General features: G+C 65.0%; 20 protein-coding genes and 2 tRNA genes. 7 read left to right on the plus strand and 15 right to left on the minus strand.

Going from position 1 to position 17,738, the window contains the following annotated elements:
* Nucleotides 1-11 precede the first annotated feature (11 nt).
* The 10 genes from LDL28_RS09265 to LDL28_RS09310 all read right to left on the minus strand — a co-directional run bounded on the left by LDL28_RS09265 (nt 12) and on the right by LDL28_RS09310 (nt 9,342).
* Nucleotides 12-353: an AtpZ/AtpI family protein gene (locus tag LDL28_RS09265; protein ID WP_233058284.1), complete on the minus strand. Its 342-nt coding sequence runs from the start codon at nt 351-353 to the stop codon at nt 12-14.
* Between the two features lie 123 nt (nt 354-476).
* Complete coding sequence (locus LDL28_RS09270; RefSeq protein WP_233058285.1) at nt 477-1,238, minus strand: hypothetical protein; 762 nt, start codon at nt 1,236-1,238, stop codon at nt 477-479.
* Nucleotides 1,239-1,338: 100 nt separating this feature from the next.
* Complete coding sequence (gene purH, locus LDL28_RS09275) at nt 1,339-2,919, minus strand: bifunctional phosphoribosylaminoimidazolecarboxamide formyltransferase/IMP cyclohydrolase (RefSeq protein WP_233058286.1); 1,581 nt, start codon at nt 2,917-2,919, stop codon at nt 1,339-1,341.
* A 113-nt stretch (nt 2,920-3,032) separates the two neighbouring features.
* Entirely contained in the window at nt 3,033-3,845 is an 813-nt protein-coding gene (locus LDL28_RS09280) for an aminotransferase class IV (protein WP_233058287.1), read from the minus strand.
* Nucleotides 3,842-5,212 carry an aminodeoxychorismate synthase component I gene (gene pabB, locus LDL28_RS09285; protein WP_233058288.1) on the minus strand — a complete coding sequence of 457 codons (1,371 nt, stop codon included), beginning with the start codon at nt 5,210-5,212 and terminating at the stop codon, nt 3,842-3,844. Before pabB ends, LDL28_RS09280 begins: the two co-directional genes overlap by 4 nt.
* 7 nt (nt 5,213-5,219) lie before the next feature.
* On the minus strand, nt 5,220-7,058 hold the full coding sequence (ptsP, locus tag LDL28_RS09290; protein WP_233058289.1) for a phosphoenolpyruvate--protein phosphotransferase: 1,839 nt from the start codon (nt 7,056-7,058) through the stop codon (nt 5,220-5,222).
* Complete coding sequence (locus LDL28_RS09295) at nt 7,045-7,335, minus strand: HPr family phosphocarrier protein (protein ID WP_233058290.1); 291 nt, start codon at nt 7,333-7,335, stop codon at nt 7,045-7,047. Before LDL28_RS09295 ends, ptsP begins: the two co-directional genes overlap by 14 nt.
* A gap of 3 nt (nt 7,336-7,338) precedes the next feature.
* Complete coding sequence (locus LDL28_RS09300; RefSeq protein WP_233058291.1) at nt 7,339-7,797, minus strand: PTS sugar transporter subunit IIA; 459 nt, start codon at nt 7,795-7,797, stop codon at nt 7,339-7,341.
* Entirely contained in the window at nt 7,794-8,765 is a 972-nt protein-coding gene (gene rapZ / locus LDL28_RS09305) for an RNase adapter RapZ (RefSeq protein WP_233059251.1), read from the minus strand. Before rapZ ends, LDL28_RS09300 begins: the two co-directional genes overlap by 4 nt.
* A 133-nt stretch (nt 8,766-8,898) precedes the next feature.
* Nucleotides 8,899-9,342: an HPr kinase/phosphorylase gene (locus LDL28_RS09310; protein WP_233058292.1), complete on the minus strand. Its 444-nt coding sequence runs from the start codon at nt 9,340-9,342 to the stop codon at nt 8,899-8,901.
* Here LDL28_RS09310 and LDL28_RS09315 point away from each other — a divergent pair.
* Complete coding sequence (locus LDL28_RS09315) at nt 9,319-9,786, plus strand: RidA family protein (protein WP_233058293.1); 468 nt, start codon at nt 9,319-9,321, stop codon at nt 9,784-9,786. The two genes, LDL28_RS09310 and LDL28_RS09315, sit on opposite strands and share 24 nt — an antisense overlap.
* A 125-nt stretch (nt 9,787-9,911) precedes the next feature.
* Here the strand turns inward: LDL28_RS09315 and LDL28_RS09320 are convergent.
* A tRNA-Ala gene (locus tag LDL28_RS09320) sits at nt 9,912-9,987 on the minus strand.
* A 157-nt stretch (nt 9,988-10,144) separates the two neighbouring features.
* Between LDL28_RS09320 and LDL28_RS09325 the strand changes: the two genes are divergently transcribed.
* Together LDL28_RS09325 and LDL28_RS09330 are read left to right on the plus strand one after the other, a co-directional pair.
* On the plus strand, nt 10,145-10,450 hold the full coding sequence (locus LDL28_RS09325) for a YggT family protein (RefSeq protein ID WP_233058294.1): 306 nt from the start codon (nt 10,145-10,147) through the stop codon (nt 10,448-10,450).
* 60 nt (nt 10,451-10,510) lie between these two features.
* Nucleotides 10,511-10,963: a YjjA family protein gene (locus LDL28_RS09330; RefSeq protein ID WP_233058295.1), complete on the plus strand. Its 453-nt coding sequence runs from the start codon at nt 10,511-10,513 to the stop codon at nt 10,961-10,963.
* A gap of 25 nt (nt 10,964-10,988) precedes the next feature.
* Here LDL28_RS09330 and hemJ read toward each other — a convergent pair whose 3' ends face one another.
* Genes hemJ through hemE form a run of 3 tightly spaced genes read right to left on the minus strand, consistent with a single transcriptional unit; the run spans nt 10,989 to nt 13,210 of the window.
* On the minus strand, nt 10,989-11,435 hold the full coding sequence (hemJ, locus tag LDL28_RS09335) for a protoporphyrinogen oxidase HemJ (protein WP_233058296.1): 447 nt from the start codon (nt 11,433-11,435) through the stop codon (nt 10,989-10,991).
* Nucleotides 11,435-12,145: an HAD family phosphatase gene (locus tag LDL28_RS09340; RefSeq protein ID WP_233058297.1), complete on the minus strand. Its 711-nt coding sequence runs from the start codon at nt 12,143-12,145 to the stop codon at nt 11,435-11,437. Before LDL28_RS09340 ends, hemJ begins: the two co-directional genes overlap by 1 nt.
* A gap of 3 nt (nt 12,146-12,148) precedes the next feature.
* The gene (hemE, locus tag LDL28_RS09345) at nt 12,149-13,210 is read right to left on the minus strand and encodes a uroporphyrinogen decarboxylase (protein WP_233058298.1); all 1,062 of its coding nucleotides are present in this window, start codon (nt 13,208-13,210) and stop codon (nt 12,149-12,151) included.
* A 406-nt stretch (nt 13,211-13,616) separates the two neighbouring features.
* Between hemE and LDL28_RS09350 the strand changes: the two genes are divergently transcribed.
* From LDL28_RS09350 to rfbD, 4 genes are all read left to right on the plus strand, one after another.
* Nucleotides 13,617-14,261: a nucleoside triphosphate pyrophosphatase gene (locus LDL28_RS09350; RefSeq protein WP_233058299.1), complete on the plus strand. Its 645-nt coding sequence runs from the start codon at nt 13,617-13,619 to the stop codon at nt 14,259-14,261.
* 97 nt (nt 14,262-14,358) lie between these two features.
* Nucleotides 14,359-14,434, plus strand: a tRNA-Ala gene (locus LDL28_RS09355).
* Between the two features lie 345 nt (nt 14,435-14,779).
* Nucleotides 14,780-15,340, plus strand: a complete 561-nt coding sequence (gene rfbC, locus LDL28_RS09360; RefSeq protein WP_233058300.1) for a dTDP-4-dehydrorhamnose 3,5-epimerase — start codon at nt 14,780-14,782, stop codon at nt 15,338-15,340.
* Entirely contained in the window at nt 15,337-16,260 is a 924-nt protein-coding gene (gene rfbD / locus LDL28_RS09365) for a dTDP-4-dehydrorhamnose reductase (protein ID WP_233058301.1), read from the plus strand. Before rfbC ends, rfbD begins: the two co-directional genes overlap by 4 nt.
* On the opposite strand, the gene LDL28_RS09370 is transcribed toward rfbD, so the two are convergent.
* On the minus strand, nt 16,252-17,685 hold the full coding sequence (locus LDL28_RS09370) for an MATE family efflux transporter (RefSeq protein ID WP_233058302.1): 1,434 nt from the start codon (nt 17,683-17,685) through the stop codon (nt 16,252-16,254). The two genes, rfbD and LDL28_RS09370, sit on opposite strands and share 9 nt — an antisense overlap.
* Nucleotides 17,686-17,738 lie beyond the last annotated feature (53 nt).

The following is a 17,738-nucleotide window of genomic DNA, read 5'->3' on the forward strand; positions in this document are numbered from 1 at the left end:
TTCGTTCTTCCCTATATCCGTCCCGAACCGTCATCCGGTCCGTTTGCCTCAGCATTCATGGCTTCGGGCCTGACCAGACGCCAGACATTCAGCACACCTGCCACACCGCCAAGAAGCGAGAACACGATAAGGAACCACGGCTTGGCATGAAGCCAGTGGTCAAGCCCCCAGCCCATGGCAACCCCGACCACAAGTGCCGACACAAGTTCCGTCCCCGCCCTGAGTACAAGGCCAAGGTCGGACATCGCTCCACCGGTGGGACGTTCGGCGGCGGCGCGAGGCTCAAGGCGCTCGCGGGCTGCTTCCAGTCGCCGGTCGAAGGATTCGCCGGATGGATCGGTATCCTTATCCACGTCTCGCACCTCCCAAGGGTGCAGGCGGTAGCTAACGATGCTGCAATAACCTGTCAAGCAATGGCCGCCAAACAAACGCCTTATTCATGCATCTTTTTTAGCGCACGCACGTTTGGCGTCCCCTCAGTCCGCTGAAGAACCGCCGGGAATGACGTCATAACCCGCACTACCGGGGAACGCGCCGGGAAGCGGGGCGTCGGCAGGTTCGATATGGATGGCCTGGTTGACATCAGGCCCTATTTCACGCGCGTTGATGGCGGTCCCCCGCTCCCCCGTGACACCGGTGCCGATGGCATGCAGCGGAGCCCCCGGCCTGAGCCACGCGGCCAGGCGCACGGCATTGGTCTCACCCACGTAAACGACGTTGTGATCCTTCATTATAACACCCTGCACCTTGCCTTGTATACTATATAAAGGAGCAAGAATTGTACCGTCGACCGGAACGTCCGGGCCGATGCTGGGGGAATCAAAGGGCACGTCACCCGTGGCGGGGCGCACGTCGGCAATGCGCTGGCCCCGTGGCCCGGTCACGGCATAGGCCCGTACGATGGGCCGGTTCACACCCTTCAGGCCGCTGATGGTCACCTGTTCGCCGGGGCGGACGATGGCGGGCAGATTTTCCCCCAGTTCATGCTGGCAGAACACCTGCGTGCCGTCCGCCAGCAGCATGCCGGACACCTGCCCGGCGGGTGTGAGGATATATTGCACGAGCTGGCCGGTCGTAACCGGCAGCGGCGCGATATCGAACACCAGCGCGGGCGCGGGAGCAGTGGATTCGGGCCGTGGGGCATGTTTGCCCGCCGCATGGGCGTCACCCGCCACCAGGCAGCCCGCAAGAAGCACGCCCGCAAGAAGGCGGCACGAGGAACGTCGATGAATGTCCATGCAGATACCCGTCTCTCATCAATCTCGCCCGGCATCGGGCCGGGCGTGCTGTCTCAATCTCATTCCATCCCCATGTGCAGGCAAGGGATGTATGTTCGGATCAGTGCCGGAAATGGCGCATACCTGTGAAGACCATGGCGATGCCCGCCTTGTCGGCGGCGGCAATCACCTCATCATCACGGATCGAGCCGCCGGGCTGGATCACGGCGGTGGCGCCCGCCGCGATGGCGGCTTCCAGCCCGTCGGCAAAGGGGAAGAACGCATCGGACGCCACCACGCTACCCTGGGTCAGCGGATGGTCGATCCCGGCTTCCCGCGCCGCGTCGGCACTCTTGGTCGCGGCGATGCGCGCGGAATCGACCCGGCTCATCTGCCCCGCGCCGATGCCGACCGTGCTCTGGCCCCTGGCATAGACAATGGCGTTGGACTTCACATGCTTGGCCACGCGGAAGGCAAAGATCAGATCCGCCATTTCCGCCGGAGTCGGCGCGCGCTTCGTCACCACCTTCAGCGCATCGGGCGTGATCCGCCCGCTATCGCGCGTCTGGGCCAGGAACCCGCCCGCCACCGAGCGGACAATCACCCCGCCCGCCGCCGGATCAGGCAGCGCGCCGGTCAGCAGCAGGCGCAGGTTCTTCTTGCGCGCAAGGATCTGGCGCGCGTCCTCGGTCGCGTCGGGGGCGACGATCACCTCCGTGAAAATCGTGGCGATGCGCGCGGCGGCCTCGGCCTCCAGCGTGCGGTTGAGCGCCACGATCCCGCCAAAGGCGGAGACCGGGTCGCAGCGCAGCGCGTTATCCCACGCTTCCACCTGCGTTGCCGCGGTCGCCACGCCACACGGGTTGGCGTGCTTGACGATCACCACGGCGGGCGTATCGAATTCGGCAACGGCCTCGAATGCCGCATCGGTATCGTTGATGTTGTTGTAGGACAGGGACTTGCCCTGAACCTGCGTGGCCGTGGCGACGCCGGGGCGGGTGCTGCCATCGGTATAGAAAGCCGCCTTCTGGTGCGGGTTTTCGCCATAACGCAGGCTTTCGCGCTTTTCACCCGCCACGATCATGCGCGGGGGCAGCACGTCCCCTTCCTGCCGGGCGAACCATGTGGCGATGGCCGCGTCGTAAGCGGCGGTGCGGGCATAGGCCGCGCCGGCCAGGGCCGTGCGCTGCGCCAGCGTGGTGCCGCCATTGCCCAGCGCGGTCATGATCTCCCCATATTGCGCCGGGTCGGTCACGATGGCGACATGGGCATGGTTCTTGGCCGCCGCGCGGATCAGGGCCGGGCCGCCGATATCGATATTCTCGATACAGTCCTCCGCCCCGGCGCCGGAGGCCACCGTGGCCTCGAACGGGTAAAGGTTCACCGCCACGAGGTCGATCGGGGCGATCTGGTGTTCTTCCATCTGCCGGACATGGGCGGGCAGATCGCGCCGGCCAAGGATGCCGCCATGCACCTGCGGCACCAGCGTCTTGACGCGGCCGTCAAGAATTTCCGGAAAGCCGGTATGTTCCGATACGTCACGCACGGCGATGCCAGCCTCCCGCAGGGTGCGGGCGGACCCTCCTGTCGAGAGGATTTCGGCGCCATGGGCGACAAGGGCACGGGCGAGGTCAAGCAGGCCGCTCTTGTCGGAAACGGAAATCAGGGCACGCCGAACCGGCACGGTCTTCGGGGGGGTCATCAGCGGGTGACCTTTCACGCAAGCTGGAAATGAGCCAATGCGGGTGGATTAGTCCAACCGTGTTGCGCTGGGCAATAAGCGAAATGCCATGGCAGGCCCCTGCACGGCGGAAATCAGGGGTGAACGCAGGCCCGCAGGGTCGCCAGCAGGTCCGGCCTGCGCGGGATTTCGTGGCCATCGAGCATCGCGACTTCACGCGCGCACAGGCTGTTGAGGGTAAAGAGGGCCTCCGCCCCGCGCAGCATGTCCGGCGTCATGCGCCGTATATGCAGCAATCCCGCATCCACAAGCACGCCACGGGCGGTTCCGGGCAGCGCACCATCGGAAACCGGCGGCGTGACAGGCTGCCCGTCTATGCAGGCGACCAGCGTGCTGGCGCTGGTCTCGGCCACGTATCCACCGCGATTGAGCAGCACGGCATCATCCGCGCCATGGCGGCCGGCATCCATCCGGGCAAGGATGGAAGGCAGGTAATTCAGGCTTTTCACGCGCGAAAGCACGCTATCCTCATCACGGCGGTACGGGGATGTGACCAGCCGGACCGGCCCCTGCGGCGCGATCGTGGCCGATGCCGTGACCAGAACGGTCGGGGCGATCTCGGCCGGGGGCAGCAGCCCGCGCGGCCCTGGCCCCCGCGTGCAGGTCAGCCGGAGTGAACCGGCCCCCAGCGCGCAGGCCGCCAGCATTTCATCCACCGCCGCCGCGAGCCGTGCGCGATCCGGCACGGGAAGCATGAGGATCGTGGCACCTTCCGCAAGCCTGCGCATATGACGGTCGAAATGCATGACATGCCCGCTCGAGACACGCATGGTCTCGAACAGGCCATCGCCCAACAGGAAGCCACGATCCGCCGGGTCGATACGCGCCTGCCCCGCGGGCAGCAGACGGCCGTTCAGCCAGACCGGCAATGGCGCCATTACGGTCATGCGCCCGCGCCCTCCGGCGGGTTCCCGAAAATCGCCAGAAGGGCGGTTATTTTCAACTGCATTTCACGATATTCGCGCATCGGGTCGGAATCGAAGGTGATGCCCCCCCCGGCGGCGGCGATGATGTGGTGCCGCGTCATGACCAGCGTGCGGATGATGACCGAACTGTCCATCGCGCCATCGCACCCGATCCAGGCCACGACACCGCAATAGGCCCCACGGGGGGAGGCTTCCAGTTCATCGATAATCTGCATGGCGCGATGTTTTGGCGCGCCGGTCACGGAGCCGGGCGGCAGCGTGGCGCGCAGCAGGTCGGGCGCGTCACACCCTTCGCGCAGTTGCCCCGTCACTTCCGACACCAGATGATGCACATGGGCAAACCGCTCGACACCGAACAGTTCGGATACCGCGACGCTGCCCAAAGTCGCCACGCGCCCGATGTCATTGCGCATGAGATCCACGATCATCAGGTTTTCCGCCTGTTCCTTGGCGTCATGGCGCAGAGCGTGGGCCAGGTGCGCATCCTCGGCGGGGGTTGCGCCGCGCGGGGCCGTGCCCTTGATGGGCCGGGTGCTGATCGCGCCATGGGCCGCAAGGGAGACAAACCGCTCGGGCGAAGCGCCGAGAAGGGCCCATTCCCCATTACCCGACAGAAACGCCCCGAAGGGCGCGGGAGAGGCCGCACGCAGGGTACGATAGATATCAACCGGCGCAAGCCCGGCGGGCCGCGCCGCGCGCATGCGGCCGGTGATGTTGACCTGAAACACCTCGCCCGCCGCGATCCGCTCCACCGCCTGCGCCACGCGCCGCCGGTAGGTCGCGCCATCCTGATCCGCCACAAAACGCACGCATGGCAGGACAGGCGCGGGAGATGGCGGGGAAATCGCTTCCCATCGCGCGATCAGGGCCGCCGCGCGGTCCGCTGTCATGCGGGCGGGACCGGATGTGGCCAGCCATGCCGCACCCGTTGCGCGGTCCAGAACGAAGGCATGGTCATACAGGCCGAACGCCGCCTCCGGCTCGCCCGCTTCCGCCATATGCCGCGTACCGATGGCTTCCATCCGCTGGCCCGCGCCATAGCCGATGAACCCGACCGCCCCCCCGGCAAAGGGCACCTGTGGCGGGCATGTGCCCCCCGCGGGCAGGCACTGGCGCAGCAGCACGGCAAGATCCCGGCTGTCGGGCCGTCCATCCAGCAGGCACCGGCCCGCCTGCTGCACGATCACATGAAGGGGGTCACGGCAGACGATCACCCACCGCGCCCGTGCGCCCACCTCGCCCCCGCTATCCAGGCAGGCCAGCCATGGCAGATGCCCCCACGCGGCCAGAACAGCATCCACATCCCGCCATGGCAGGGGCCAGAGCACCTGGTGCCTATTCATCCGTGGCGGGGCGCATAGTGGCCGCGTATGTGGCGAGCATGGCGCTGACCTCCTGCCCGTCCACGGCTTCCAGCGCGCGGCTGGCCATGCGGCGGCAGTCATCCATCGAGACGGCCCTGATCGCGCGCTTGACGCGCGGCACGGCGGAGGCATGCATGGAAAAGGACCGCAGCCCAAGCCCCACCAGCAGGGGCACCGCCTGGGGGTCGGACGCCATTTCCCCACAGATGGAGACCGGCCTGCGCTGGCGCAGCGCGGCATCCGCCGTCATGCGCACCAGTTGCAGCACGGCGGGATGAAACGGGTCGTACAGGGCGGCCACATCCGTTGCCGCCCGATCCGCCGCAAGGGTGTACATGGTCAGGTCATTGGTCCCGATGGCGAAGAAATCCGCCTCCTGCGCCATGACATCGGCCATAAGGGCGGCGGCCGGGGTTTCGATCATGACACCAAGGGGCGGCAACGGATCGGGTATTTCCACCCCCTTGCGCCGCAGCCTGCGCCCGACGCGGGCATAAATCTCACGCGCGATGCGCAGTTCCCCCACCGAGGAGACGAGCGGCAGCATGACCCGCACCGGCCCCGCGCGGGCGGCGCGCAGGATGGCGGCGAACTGTGTTTCCAGAATCGCGCGGTGCTGGAGCAGCAGCCTGATGCCGCGTATGCCCAGCGCCGGATTGATGTCTCCGCCATCGCCAATGCCCGCGCGCGCCAGGGCATCGCTGTTTTTCTCGCTGCCCCAGTCCACCACGCGAATCGTCACCGGATCCCCCGCCATGGCGGTGATCATGGGCTGGTAAACCGCTTCCTGCTGGACTTCATCGGGCACGGTTTCAGCGTTCATGAACAGGAATTCGCTGCGTAACAGCCCGATCCCCGCCGCACCGGACTGCGCGATCATGGGCAGCTCGGCCGGAATTTCCAGATTGGCCTGAAGGGTCAGCACCTCCCCGCTGGAAAGCCGCGCGGGCAGGCGGCGCAGGCGGCCCAGTGTCTGGCGTTCACGCGCATAGGCCGCGACCTCCACCCTTGCCGCCGCCGCCGTGCGGGTGGAGGGGCGGATGATGATCTGCCCGGTCGTGCCATTCACCACCAGCCGGGTGCGCCGCCCCAGTTGCGCCAGAAGCCCATGCGCCGCCAGAACGGCGGGAACCCCCAGCGCGCGCAGCAGGATGGCGGTGTGGCCGGTACTGCCGCCTTCCTCCGTCACGACGGCGGCGATGCGTGAGGGGTCGATCAGGGCGGCATCGGCGGGGCGGATCTGCTCGGCCACCAGAATGGCCCCGTCGGGCAGGGCGGAAAAGGAACGGTAGGGCGTGCCGCTGAGGTTCCGGATCAGCCTGCGCCCGATTTCACGGAATTCGCCCGCGCGGCGGCGGGCGGCCACCGCGTCCTCCCCTTCCGGGGCGGGCCTGCCGGGGGGGGCGAGCATGAACCCGGCCAGCGCCTCGGTTTCCTGCATCACGGCGGCTTCGGCCACCATGCCCTGGTCCAGCCGCACCTCGATCCCACGGCGCAGGCGTGAGGGGCCAAGCATGCGCCGATAGACTTCCAGCAGCGACCCGATTTCCACCTGCCCATCTTCGGGCAGCAGGGAAAGGCGGTCATGCAGCCGCACAAGTTGGGCCACCGAACGGCTGACCGCGTCGTGCAGCCGGGTGCGTTCATGCGCGGGGTCGCAGTCGCGGCGCGCGATGTCCACCGCCGGGGCCACGGGTTCATGCGCGATCGCGGCGTAGCCGATCGCCACACCGGGGGAGACCGGCTGCCCTTCCAGCCTGACCTCTCCCGCACGGACCCGGCGCGCGGGGGAGCGTTCAGTCGTCTTCATCAAACCCGGCCCCGACCAGCTTTACCAGGGCCGTGAGCGCCTGCGCCGCCTGCGGGCCCTGCGTGGCGATGCGGATCGTCTCGCCCCGGCCCGCCCCCAGCATCATGAGCCCCATGATGGAATGACCGCAGACCGTCATGTCCGCATGGATGACCTCGACGGACGCATCGAATTTTTCCGCCACCGTCACGAATTTTGCGGCGGCGCGCGCATGCAGTCCGCGCTGGTTGACAATGCCCACATCCGCCGTGTGGGCCATATCCTGGTCCCGCGCCATGGGTTAGTCCCCATGCCCCGCGATGCTGTCGGCCCCGCCCAGACAGTCACCTGTGCCGGACAGACAGGCGGGCGGCAGGTGCGAGGCGACCGATATGTAGCGCCTGCCCGCCGCTTCCGCCCCGGTCAGGCAGTCCTGCATGCTGGCATGGCCGCGCATCTGCGCAAGCTTGACCAGCATGGGCATGTTCACGCCCGCCAGCACTTCCACCCGGTCATTCTTCAGGGCGGACAGCGCCACATTCGACGGCGTGCTGCCGAACATGTCAGTCAGCAGGATGACGCCTTCGCCACTGTCCACCGACTCGATGGCTTCAAGCAGCGCGCACCGGCAGCTTCCCGGCACGGCGGCGGGGGTGACATTGAACACGGTCGCCTGCGCCTGCGGGCCGACCACGTGTTCGAGCTCCCCCTTCAGGGTCTCGCCCAGAATACCATGCATCACGAACACAAGGCCGATCATTTGGGGACTGTCCGCTCCGTTGTTTCCGACAGTCCACGCGGGCGATTGGCCCAGCGCCAGCTGCTGCGCCCCTGACGGGCAAGTTCTCGATGCATGACCACGACCGGCCATGATTCATGGGGATGGGCGTTTCCCACCCGTTGCGCAAGCCTGCGCGCCAGCGCCTCCACCAGGGTGACGGAACGGTGTCGCCCCCCTGAACAGCCCAGCGCGATGGTCGCGTATTTCTTCCCCTCCCGCACGAAACGCGGCAGCACGAGTTCCAGAATTCCCACGATCCGGTCAAGGAATTCCTGATAATCGGGGTCTTTTTCCACATATTCGGCAACCGCCGCATCCAGCCCGGTCATGGCGGACAGCGTGGGTTCATAATAGGGATTGGTCAGGAAACGGGCGTCGAACACCATATCCGCCTCCCGCGGGAGACCGGCGGGAAAGGCGAAGGACATGAGGGCGACCGTCAGCCCGTCCAGCCCACCGGCCGACCATTCCCCGAACCGGGCCTCGACAAGCTGGCGCAGTTCGGGCGGCGGCAGGTCGGAAGTGTCGATCACCACATCCGCCGCCTCACGCAGGGGGGATGTCAGGCTGATTTCGGATTCGATCCCTTCCTTCACGGTGCCATGCGCGGCCTGCGGGTGGCGCCTGCGGGTGGCGGTGTAACGGCTGAGCAGCACGCTTTCCTCCGCCGTGGCGTAGATCAGTTCCGCGCTGAGGCCGGGATTGGCGCGCAGCCGGGCCAGCGCGGCCAGCACGGCGGAGGCGTCGAAACCGCGCGTGCGCGAATCCACCCCCACCGCCACGGGCCGTTCGGCGCGGGCCACGATTTCGTCCAGCATGCCAAGCGGCGGATTGTCGATCACCTCATGGCCCAGATCCTCCAGAATACGGAGAATCGAGGATTTTCCCGCCCCGGACAGGCCGGTCACCAGCAGGATGCGACGGGGAAGGGGGGTGTCTTCGTGCATGGTATCAGTCACGCAGAACCTGACTTCCGTCAGCCATATGCCGTATGACAGATCGCTGTATCATGACGTGATCGAGACCTTTTCCTGATCCTATTGTTCCCCGAAAGGGCAATAATGAAAAGTGACGGCAGCATCACATCTGCCTCTCATCCAGCAACTGCCTATGCCCGGCCACGCAATCCAGCACCAGCCCGACCCGGGCCACGGCGGAAGGCAGCGCGGGATCAAGCAGGAATTCCGGCCTGCCCGTCACCTTATCACATCGCGGCCCGCGCGGCAGGCGCGCAGCATAGTCCCGCGGGGTCACCAGCCTTGCAACAGCGGCAATACGCACCCGTTCACGCCAGCCCATGCGCACGATTCCGATCCCGCGCACTTCCAGCAGCCCGGCCAGCGGCGGCGGGGCGCTGGCCCAGCCATCATGCAGGCGGACCCGGTCATCCGCCACGAGATCATATCCCGCATCGACAAGGCGCAGCAGCAGATCCGACTTGCCCGCGCCCGATGGCCCGACCAGCAGAATCCCCTGCTCGCGCCGCGCCGCGCAGGAAGCATGGATCTGGACCGGATCGTTCATGAATTTAAGACTTATCCGAAAGCGGTCGTTCCGGCGAAAGAAAAATTTCTATGGACAAAAGATGACCATTTTGTGATTCTGGTGCAAATGCAAGAAAATATGCTGTTTCGCTCTCCGCCAGAAATAGAAATCCGCCACCTGACCGGTGTCGATGCCGCAACGGGGACGTTCGGGCCAGATGTGTTCAGCCAGATCCGCCAGGCGCTGGCGGACGGGATGGCGCAGCTCGCGCTTCATGGCCTGACGGCGCAAAACGTGACGCGCATCGTGTTCGTCCTGTCCGAGACCGAGGGATTCAGCACCTGTTTCCCGTTGCTCAATGACCTGTTCGGCCGAACCTGCCCGGCAACGACCCTGCGCCTGGTCGATCATTTCGACAATCCCGGCCAGCTTGCCGAAATCCGGCTGGTCGCGATGGCGGAGCAGGAAACCGAAATCATATAGCCCGCACGGCCATGACCAGCATGGATTCCCGACGGAGGGGGGAAAACGGCTGCCCGACAGCCCGGATCCCGTTTGCCGGAAACCATATATTGACGATTCGGTTTTTTACTGGAGATGCAGGATCGTGGTGGAGCTGAGGGGAATCGAACCCCTGACCTCCTCATTGCGAACGAGGCGCTCTCCCATCTGAGCTACAGCCCCACATCCTGCGCGATAAATACCCGCCCCACCGGGCAAGTCAAGGCCCATTTTCCAGCCTGCCACCTGTTTTCCACCTGACATGCCCCATTCATAGCGGTTGTATGCGGGGCCTGCGGACACTAAATTCCCTTTCCCGTCATCTACGAAAGTTGGCCCGTTGATTTCCATCATCTTTCAGCTGCTGTTTGAACTCATCCAGCTTTATACATGGGTTGTGCTGCTGGCCTGTCTGTTCAGCTTTCTCATCGGCTTTGGCATTCTGGATCCGCGCAACCAGATTGTCTGGAAGATATCGAATTTCCTCTACCGCATGACCGAGCCCCTGCTGCGCCCGATCCGTAACGTGCTGCCCAATGTCGCCAATATCGACCTCAGCCCGCTCGTGCTGCTTCTGCTCATCCAGTATGTGCTGATGCCGCTCATGGGCCGGATCTATGGCATGCTCATGGTCGGGATCGCCTGATCCCACGCCCCTGTCACGGGCCGCTTCTTCCTTCAGACCGAATTCCGGGAGTTGTTTTACATGAAAAAATCCAACCGTTTCCTGACCCTTCTCGCCGCCCTGCCCGTGGCGGCGGCCCTTTCGGGCGCGCCCGCGCATGCGCAGGGTCTGGGTGGGCTGACCGGCGGCTCATCGGGTGGCCTGGGTGGCGGGGCGGCGGGGCTGCTTGCGGGCAGCGGGCTCAACATCCCCTCCGTCTCCTCGCTCGCGCCCTCCAACGTGACGGGGCTGCTGGGCTACTGCGTGGAAAACAACTACCTTCAGGGCAACACCCCCTCGACGCTGCTTTCATCGCTGAAGCAGAAGGCCGGGTTCGACACCACGGGAAGCCAGTACACAAACGGCCAGAAGGGTATCCTGGACACCGGGAACGGCAACACCTTCTCGCTCGCCACGCTGAGCGGCAACCTCAAGCACAAGGTCACCACCAAGGTGTGCAACGCGGTGCTGAAGCAGGGCCAGTCCCTGCTCTGAGCATAACGGCTCCGTCCGCCCGTTTTCAGAACGGGCGGACAACCACCATGATGACGATGACCATCATGAGAACGGTCGGCACCTCGTTCGCCATGCGATAGAACCGTTCGGTGTGCGTATTGCGGTCATGGGCGAAATCCCGCCGCCAGCGCGCGCATGCGCCCTGAAACCCCGCCAGCGCACCCACCGCCGCCAGCTTGGTGAACCACCACCCGGCATGCCAGTCCACCAGCCCCGGAATGGTCGCCAGCGCCCCACCGAAGATGAAGGTGCTGATCATGGCCGGCAGCATGATGAAGCGCAGCAGCCTGTATTCCATGACCTTGAACCGTTCGGATTCCGCTGATCCCGCTTCCACCTGGCAGTGATAGACAAACAGCCGTGGCAGATAGAACACGCCCGCCATCCATGCGATGAGCGATATGATGTGAAACGCCTTCAGCCACAGCATGAAGGGGACCAGCGCGGTCATTACGCCCTGTCTCCCGCGCCATCCTGACTGCTCAGGATACGGCGGAGCAGCGGCACGAATTCATCCAGATGCGCGATACGCAGCAGCCCGGGCCACGAGGGGGCGGGCAGGCGCGCCGGGCGAAGCAGCACGCAGCCCATGCCCGCCGCCTGCGCGGCGCGGGCGCCGGTTTCGGTATCTTCCAGCACGATGCAGGCATCGGGCGGCACATCCTGTGCCCGCGCCGCGGCCAGATAGACCGCCGGGTCCGGCTTGGGGCAGCCCATGTCCCGCGCGGAATGGATGCATGCGGGAACAATCAGCGCATCCAGGCCGGTGCGGGTGAATTTCGCCTCCATTTCCATGGACGAGGAATTGGATCCGATACGGTAGGGCAGGCCCAGTTCCGCCACGCCGCGCAGCATGGCGGGCGCGCCGTCAATGGTTTCGGCCTCATTGCGCATGAGGGTGACAAGGTTGCGCTGCATCCGCGCGGGCCAGTCACCGGGCAGGCTGATCCCCTCCGCCTGTTCGATCTCATGCTTCAGCGCCGTCAGCGCATGCCCCGCGAAGCGGCGGACCGCTTCGTCATCGCTGATCTCGCGGCCATATTCGCGTATCGAGCGGGCGATCATCCGGCATGACGGCCCCTCGCTGTCGATCAGGACACCATCGCAATCAAAGATGACGAGCTTGAGCGTCCCGTCGGGGCGCAGGGCGGCAGGTACCATGGCTCACACCGTCCGGATGGTCTTGATGAGATCGCCCACATGCTCGGGCGGCGTGGCGGGAATGACGCCATGGCCCAGATTGAACACGTGGGGGCGTCCCTTCATGGCGTCGCGGATGGCGCGTGCTTCCTGTCGCATCCCCTCCCCCCCGGCAAGGACGCGGATGGGGTCGAGATTGCCCTGAAGCACCAGCGTTCCGGGCAGTTTTTCCGCCAGCGCCTTCATGTCCGCCCCGGTATCGAGCGCCAGTGCGTTCACGCCGGTCCTTTGGCCATATTCGATCGCCATGATCCCGCCCAGGCGCGGAAAACCGATGACCGGCACGCCCGGATGGCGGCTGTTGATGATTTCCGTAATCCGGCGCGCCGGTTCAATGACATGCTGGCGGAACTGCGAGGGCGGCAGCAGGCCCGACCAGCTATCGAACAGCATCACCGCCTCGGCCCCGGCCTCGATCTGGGCGCACAGCATCTCCGCCGTCGATGTGGTCAGCAGGTCGATCAGGTGGTTGAAGAATTCGGGGTCCGTGTAGGCGCGCGTGCGGGTTTCCTCGAACTCGCGTGAACCATGGCCTTCGACCATGTAGCACGCCACCGTGAACGGCGCGCCCGCGAAGCCGATCAGCGTGACCTGTCCGGGCCGGGCGGGACCGATCGGCTCGGGGCCATCCACAATGGCGCGCAGCCGCTTCAGCGTTTCCATGACCGGCTGGACGGCCTGCGCCACCCGGCCGGGGTCAAGCCGCGCCAGATCCGCCATCGAGCGCACCGGCTCCAGCACCGGGCCCCTGCCCGGCACGAACTCCAGCGACTGGCCCATAGCCCAGGGCAGGATCAGGATATCGGAAAACAGGATCGCGCCATCCATGCCAAAACGCCGGATGGGCTGAAGCGTGATGTCCACCGCCATATCCGGTGTCATGCAGCGGGTGAGGAAATCCGCTTTTTCACGCAAGGCCCGGAATTCCGGCAGGAACCGCCCCGCCTGCCGCATCAGCCATACCGGAGGGGGCCATGTCGCCTCTCCCAACAGGGTGGCGAGCAGGGGTTTGCGTGTTTCTGTCATTGATCCGTCGTTCTGTTTCATTGTGGCCGGACTATCTCGTACTTTCCGCCCGGCGGATAGCGGGCAAGCACGACGCGCGCGCTCCCTTCAAATCAATAAAAGAAAAGAGAAAGAAAATTTTTGATGTGCTTTAAGTGCTGTGGATGACGGGGTACCCGCACTTCCGAAAATGTACCCCACTTTTCCCACAGAGTGTACAGTTTCCGACTCCAAGGATTCCCGTGGCTGTGGGAAGTTATCCAGATTGTACCGACATAAGCCTGTGTACAACCCACCGCGAACGGAGGTGTACCCGTTGTCCACGGTACTCGGTACGGCGGCGAATTGTTTCGAGTACTGTCCCCATGTACCCCAGTACTCTCGCGGGCTGAATTTCATGTTTCACTTCCGCAGTACGGAGAAGGCGATGCCGGACGACTCGAATTTAGTACTAAAGGCCCCACCGTTACAGGCGGAGTCGCCGCCGATAGTACTCGCAAGCCGCTCCGCCGCGCGCAGAAGCCTGCTGGAATCGGCGGGGTTGCGGGTGACATGTCAGGCCGCGGATGTGGATGAACACGCCATCCGCCACCATGGCAGGGCCCGTGGGCTGGACGCGGACCAGACCGCGCTCGAACTTGCCCGGGCCAAGGCGCGCGCGATTGGGGGAAGCCCGGGCGCGGTCGTGATCGGGGCGGACCAGATGCTGTCCTGTCAGGGGAGATGGTTCGACAAGCCCGAAACCGTGGCGCAGGCGCGCGATCATCTGCGTGCCCTGCGGGGGCGCTCCCACACGCTGCATACGGCGGTGGTGCTTGTGCATGAGGGATGCGAGATATGGCGGCATGTCGCACGCCCGGTGCTGCACATGCGCGCCTTCAGCGATTCCTTCATGGAAGGCTATCTGGCGGCGGAGGGCGATGAAATCCTGTCCTGCGTGGGCTGCTACCGGCTGGAAGGGCCGGGTATCCAGCTTTTTTCCCGTATCGAGGGCGATTACGCCGCGATTCTGGGCCTGCCGCTCCTTCCGCTGCTCGAGGCACTCCGGGCGCGGCATATCATCTTGCAATAAATCGGTTTGCCGGGGGTTGCATTGGTCCGGAGTTATGGTTATACCCCGCGAACCGAACCACGGTGGACCATCTGGATGGTCAGCCGGTTGGAACAGTGGGGCCATAGCTCAGTTGGGAGAGCGCCTGAATGGCATTCAGGAGGTCAGGGGTTCGACTCCCCTTGGCTCCACCAGATTCCGCATCTGGTACCCCCACAAAAAATCCTGTAAATCATACAGAAGTTTCTGGTGAAGTCTTTTTCAAAAGGCTCCCATAAACACCGCCTTTTTGAAAAAAGGCGGCGCGGTCCTGTCTTAATCAGTTGGTAACGTCCATCGCGTTAAACTGTTTTCAGGATGATGAAACGAAGAACACGCGCTGCCATTTCCATGCCGGGCGCGACAGATGGGCGGATCCCGATGCGGGTTTTAACCTGCTTCGCATTCACGCCCCCGCATGGTGCCTGCATGGGAATGAACGCCATAAGGAGCGCATGGCCTGTCCATTTTTCCCACGGTCGCGGGAAAGGACAGTGACCGTGAAGATGGAGTCCCTGCCACTTGAAGGGGTGCTGCTGCTGACCCCTCCCCGGTTTGACGACTGTCGCGGTTTTTTCAGTGAAACATATAACGCCGCCCTCTGGGCCAAGGTCGGGATCACCACGCCCTTCGTGCAGGATAATCATAGCCTTTCCCGCCATCGCGGCGTTGTGCGCGGTCTGCACTGCCAGGTCCCGCCCTGCCCGCAGGGCAAGCTGGTGCGGTGCAGCCAGGGGGCGATATGGGATGTGGCGGTTGACGTGCGCACCGGCTCCCCCACTTTCGGCCAGTGGGTCGCGGCGACCCTGAGTGCTGAAAATGGCAGCCAGTTATGGATCCCTCCGGGCTTCCTGCACGGTTTTTGCACATTACGCGAAAATACGGAGGTGCAGTACAAATGCACCGGCCTGTGGGACCGGGCCTGTGAACGGGTCGTGCGCTGGAATGATGAAACGCTGGGTATCGAATGGCCGGTAAGCGACCGCCAGGCCATCCTTTCCCCCCGGGATGAACAGGCCCCTGCCTTTTCCAGCGTGATCGACTGGTTTCAGTGGCCATGACGTCGGCCTTCCCTTCCCCCCCTTTCCTTACGGATTTCCGTATTCTGGTCACCGGCGGGTCCGGTCAGCTCGCCACCGCCCTGCACCGGCGGGGTGGCGCGGCGGTCAGGGTGGTGGGACGGCCGGAATTCGATTTCGGCAGGCCCGATACCGTCGTCCGGATCATGCAGGACATCCGGCCCGATCTGGTCATCAACGCCGCCGCATGGACCGCCGTGGACGCGGCGGAGGACCAGCCCGACCTGGCCCGGCAGGCCAATGTGGAAGGCCCGGCCCTGCTGGCATGGCTATGCGCGGGGCAGGCGGTGCCGGTGCTGCATGTCTCGACGGATTATGTATTCAGCGGCATGAAGGGCCAGCCCTATACCGAGGCGGATCCGGTCAGCCCGCAATGTGTCTATGGCCGCACCAAGGCGGAGGGGGAAACGGCGGTGCTGGGCGCCTGCGCGCAGGCCATGATACTGCGTACGGCGTGGGTGTACGGCCCGACGGGGCGAAATTTCATCCGCACCATGCTGACGGCCGCCCGCAGCCACCCGCGACTCCGGGTCGTGGCCGATCAGTCCGGCAACCCGACCAGTGCGGGGGATCTGGCCGATGTCCTGCTGGGCATCGCCGCGCGGATATTACATACGGGCTGGCAGCCGCATTATCGCGGTGTGTTCCATGCCGCTGGCAGCGGAAGCTGCACATGGCATGAACTGGCCTGCGTGGCGCTGAAGCATGCGGGCCTTACGCACCCCGTCATGCCCATTACCACCGCCGACTGGCCCACACCCGCCGCGCGGCCCGTGGATGCCCGGCTTGACTGTTCACGGTTGCGGCAGGTCTTTGCACTTGAACTGCCGCACTGGCGCGACAGTATAGGCCCGGTGGTGGCGGCCATTGTGCAACACGACAGGCAGGCCGCATCAGGTTGAGTGGTCGAGTTCGTCCAGTTCGATCATTCCGGCCTCGCCACTTTGCGGTGGGGGAATGACCGGCATGGCCGGCTCGGTCGCCCTGTCACCGGGGTGTAGCCGCCGGACCACGCTAAAGGCGGTCATGACCGCGCAGGATCCAAACAGCACGCTGCCCAGAACCTGCCCCACCTGCACGCCCGCCGGCCCGAAGCGCATGCCCATCCACACGAACGGAATGGTGCCCAGCGTCGCCCGCCCCCAGTTGAACAGGGTGGAGTAGAGGGGGAAGCCAAGGTTGTTGAAGGCCGAATTGGCCACGAACAGCATGCCGATAAAGACGTAACCCGCAATGGTCCAGTTACAGAACAGGTGGATCAGCATCGCCGCCGTGCCCTGCGCCGAGAAAACCCGCACGACAATATCCTGCGTCAGGAACAGGATGGCCCATGTTATGGCGACACAGGCGGCAACCAGCCACAGCGAGGCCACCAGCGTCTGCCGCACCCGGTCCAGCTTTCCTGCCCCCAGATTCTGCGACATGATCGGCCCGACCGATCCCGTCAGGGCAAAGACGAACGCGAAGGCCACCGGCACGATCCGGTCGATGGTGGCCTGCCCCGCAACCGCCGCCAGCCCGAAACCAGCCATGGCATGGGTCACGAACACCCCACCCACGGGCGTTGCCAGGTTTGTCAGGATGGCGGGCATGGCCACCTGCCCCACCAGCCTCGTATCCGATAGCACATGGGTCCGCACGGGCCAGCCGAACAGGCCGTGCTTCAGCACGCAGCGAAAACCGATCAGCGCCACGATCAGGCGTGAAAGGATGGTGCTGATCGCGGCCCCCTTCAGGCCGAGCCCCATGACCAGGATCAGCAGCGGGTCGATCAGGGCCGAGATCACCGCCCCCATCAGCGTGACATTCATGGAGATCCGCGCCGCCCCGATGGCGCGCAGCAGGCCCGAACACCCCATGCCCACCGCGATCAGCGGCAGGCCGGGCGAGACGATTTCCAGAAAAGTGGTCGCCTGCCGCGCGGCCTCCCCCTTCGCCCCCAGCAGGGCCAGTAGCGGTGCCGCCAGCCATGCCGTGGCCAGGCCGATCAGAAAGCACGCCCCCAGCATGACCACACCGAAGGAGGACGCGACCCGCCGGGCCTGTTCGATCCGGCCCGCGCCGATCAGCCTGCCGGTGATGGCCCCGATCCCGATGGACAGGCCGATGGATACGGCAATCTGCACATAGCTTATGACCCCGGCGAACCCGATGGCCGCCGTCTGTGCCGGGTCACCCAGCCATGAGATGTAGAACAGGTTCAGCAGATCGACGATAAAGACCGCCATGAGGCCAATGGCCCCCGTGCCCGCCATAACGACAACGTGACGGATGATACGGCCCGTGCAGAATGCGGCATGCGGTCGTTTTACGGGATTTCCCCCCATTCGGGTGTCCAGTCTGCTGTCGGTCAGATGATCTGAACCTGCATGATGGGGGG

The sequence above is a fragment of the Komagataeibacter sp. FNDCR2 genome (assembly GCF_021295395.1).
GTDB lineage: Bacteria > Pseudomonadota > Alphaproteobacteria > Acetobacterales > Acetobacteraceae > Komagataeibacter.

Bases quoted from the DNA above. Each gene is read 5' to 3' on its own strand.
- LDL28_RS09270 (WP_233058285.1), bottom strand. From the start codon at position 1,238: ATGGACATTCATCGACGTTCCTCGTGCCGCCTTCTTGCGGGCGTGCTT.
- purH (WP_233058286.1), bottom strand. From the start codon at position 2,919: ATGACCCCCCCGAAGACCGTGCCGGTTCGGCGTGCCCTGATTTCCGTT.
- LDL28_RS09280 (WP_233058287.1), bottom strand. From the start codon at position 3,845: ATGACCGTAATGGCGCCATTGCCGGTCTGGCTGAACGGCCGTCTGCTG.
- ptsP (WP_233058289.1), bottom strand. From the start codon at position 7,058: ATGAAGACGACTGAACGCTCCCCCGCGCGCCGGGTCCGTGCGGGAGAG.
- LDL28_RS09295 (WP_233058290.1), bottom strand. From the start codon at position 7,335: ATGGCGCGGGACCAGGATATGGCCCACACGGCGGATGTGGGCATTGTC.
- LDL28_RS09300 (WP_233058291.1), bottom strand. From the start codon at position 7,797: ATGATCGGCCTTGTGTTCGTGATGCATGGTATTCTGGGCGAGACCCTG.
- rapZ (WP_233059251.1), bottom strand. From the start codon at position 8,765: ATGCACGAAGACACCCCCCTTCCCCGTCGCATCCTGCTGGTGACCGGC.
- LDL28_RS09315 (WP_233058293.1), top strand. From the start codon at position 9,319: ATGGATCTGGACCGGATCGTTCATGAATTTAAGACTTATCCGAAAGCG.
- LDL28_RS09310 (WP_233058292.1), bottom strand. From the start codon at position 9,342: ATGAACGATCCGGTCCAGATCCATGCTTCCTGCGCGGCGCGGCGCGAG.
- LDL28_RS09330 (WP_233058295.1), top strand. From the start codon at position 10,511: ATGAAAAAATCCAACCGTTTCCTGACCCTTCTCGCCGCCCTGCCCGTG.
- hemJ (WP_233058296.1), bottom strand. From the start codon at position 11,435: ATGACCGCGCTGGTCCCCTTCATGCTGTGGCTGAAGGCGTTTCACATC.
- LDL28_RS09340 (WP_233058297.1), bottom strand. From the start codon at position 12,145: ATGGTACCTGCCGCCCTGCGCCCCGACGGGACGCTCAAGCTCGTCATC.
- hemE (WP_233058298.1), bottom strand. From the start codon at position 13,210: ATGACAGAAACACGCAAACCCCTGCTCGCCACCCTGTTGGGAGAGGCG.
- LDL28_RS09350 (WP_233058299.1), top strand. From the start codon at position 13,617: ATGCCGGACGACTCGAATTTAGTACTAAAGGCCCCACCGTTACAGGCG.
- rfbD (WP_233058301.1), top strand. From the start codon at position 15,337: ATGACGTCGGCCTTCCCTTCCCCCCCTTTCCTTACGGATTTCCGTATT.
- LDL28_RS09370 (WP_233058302.1), bottom strand. From the start codon at position 17,685: ATGGGGGGAAATCCCGTAAAACGACCGCATGCCGCATTCTGCACGGGC.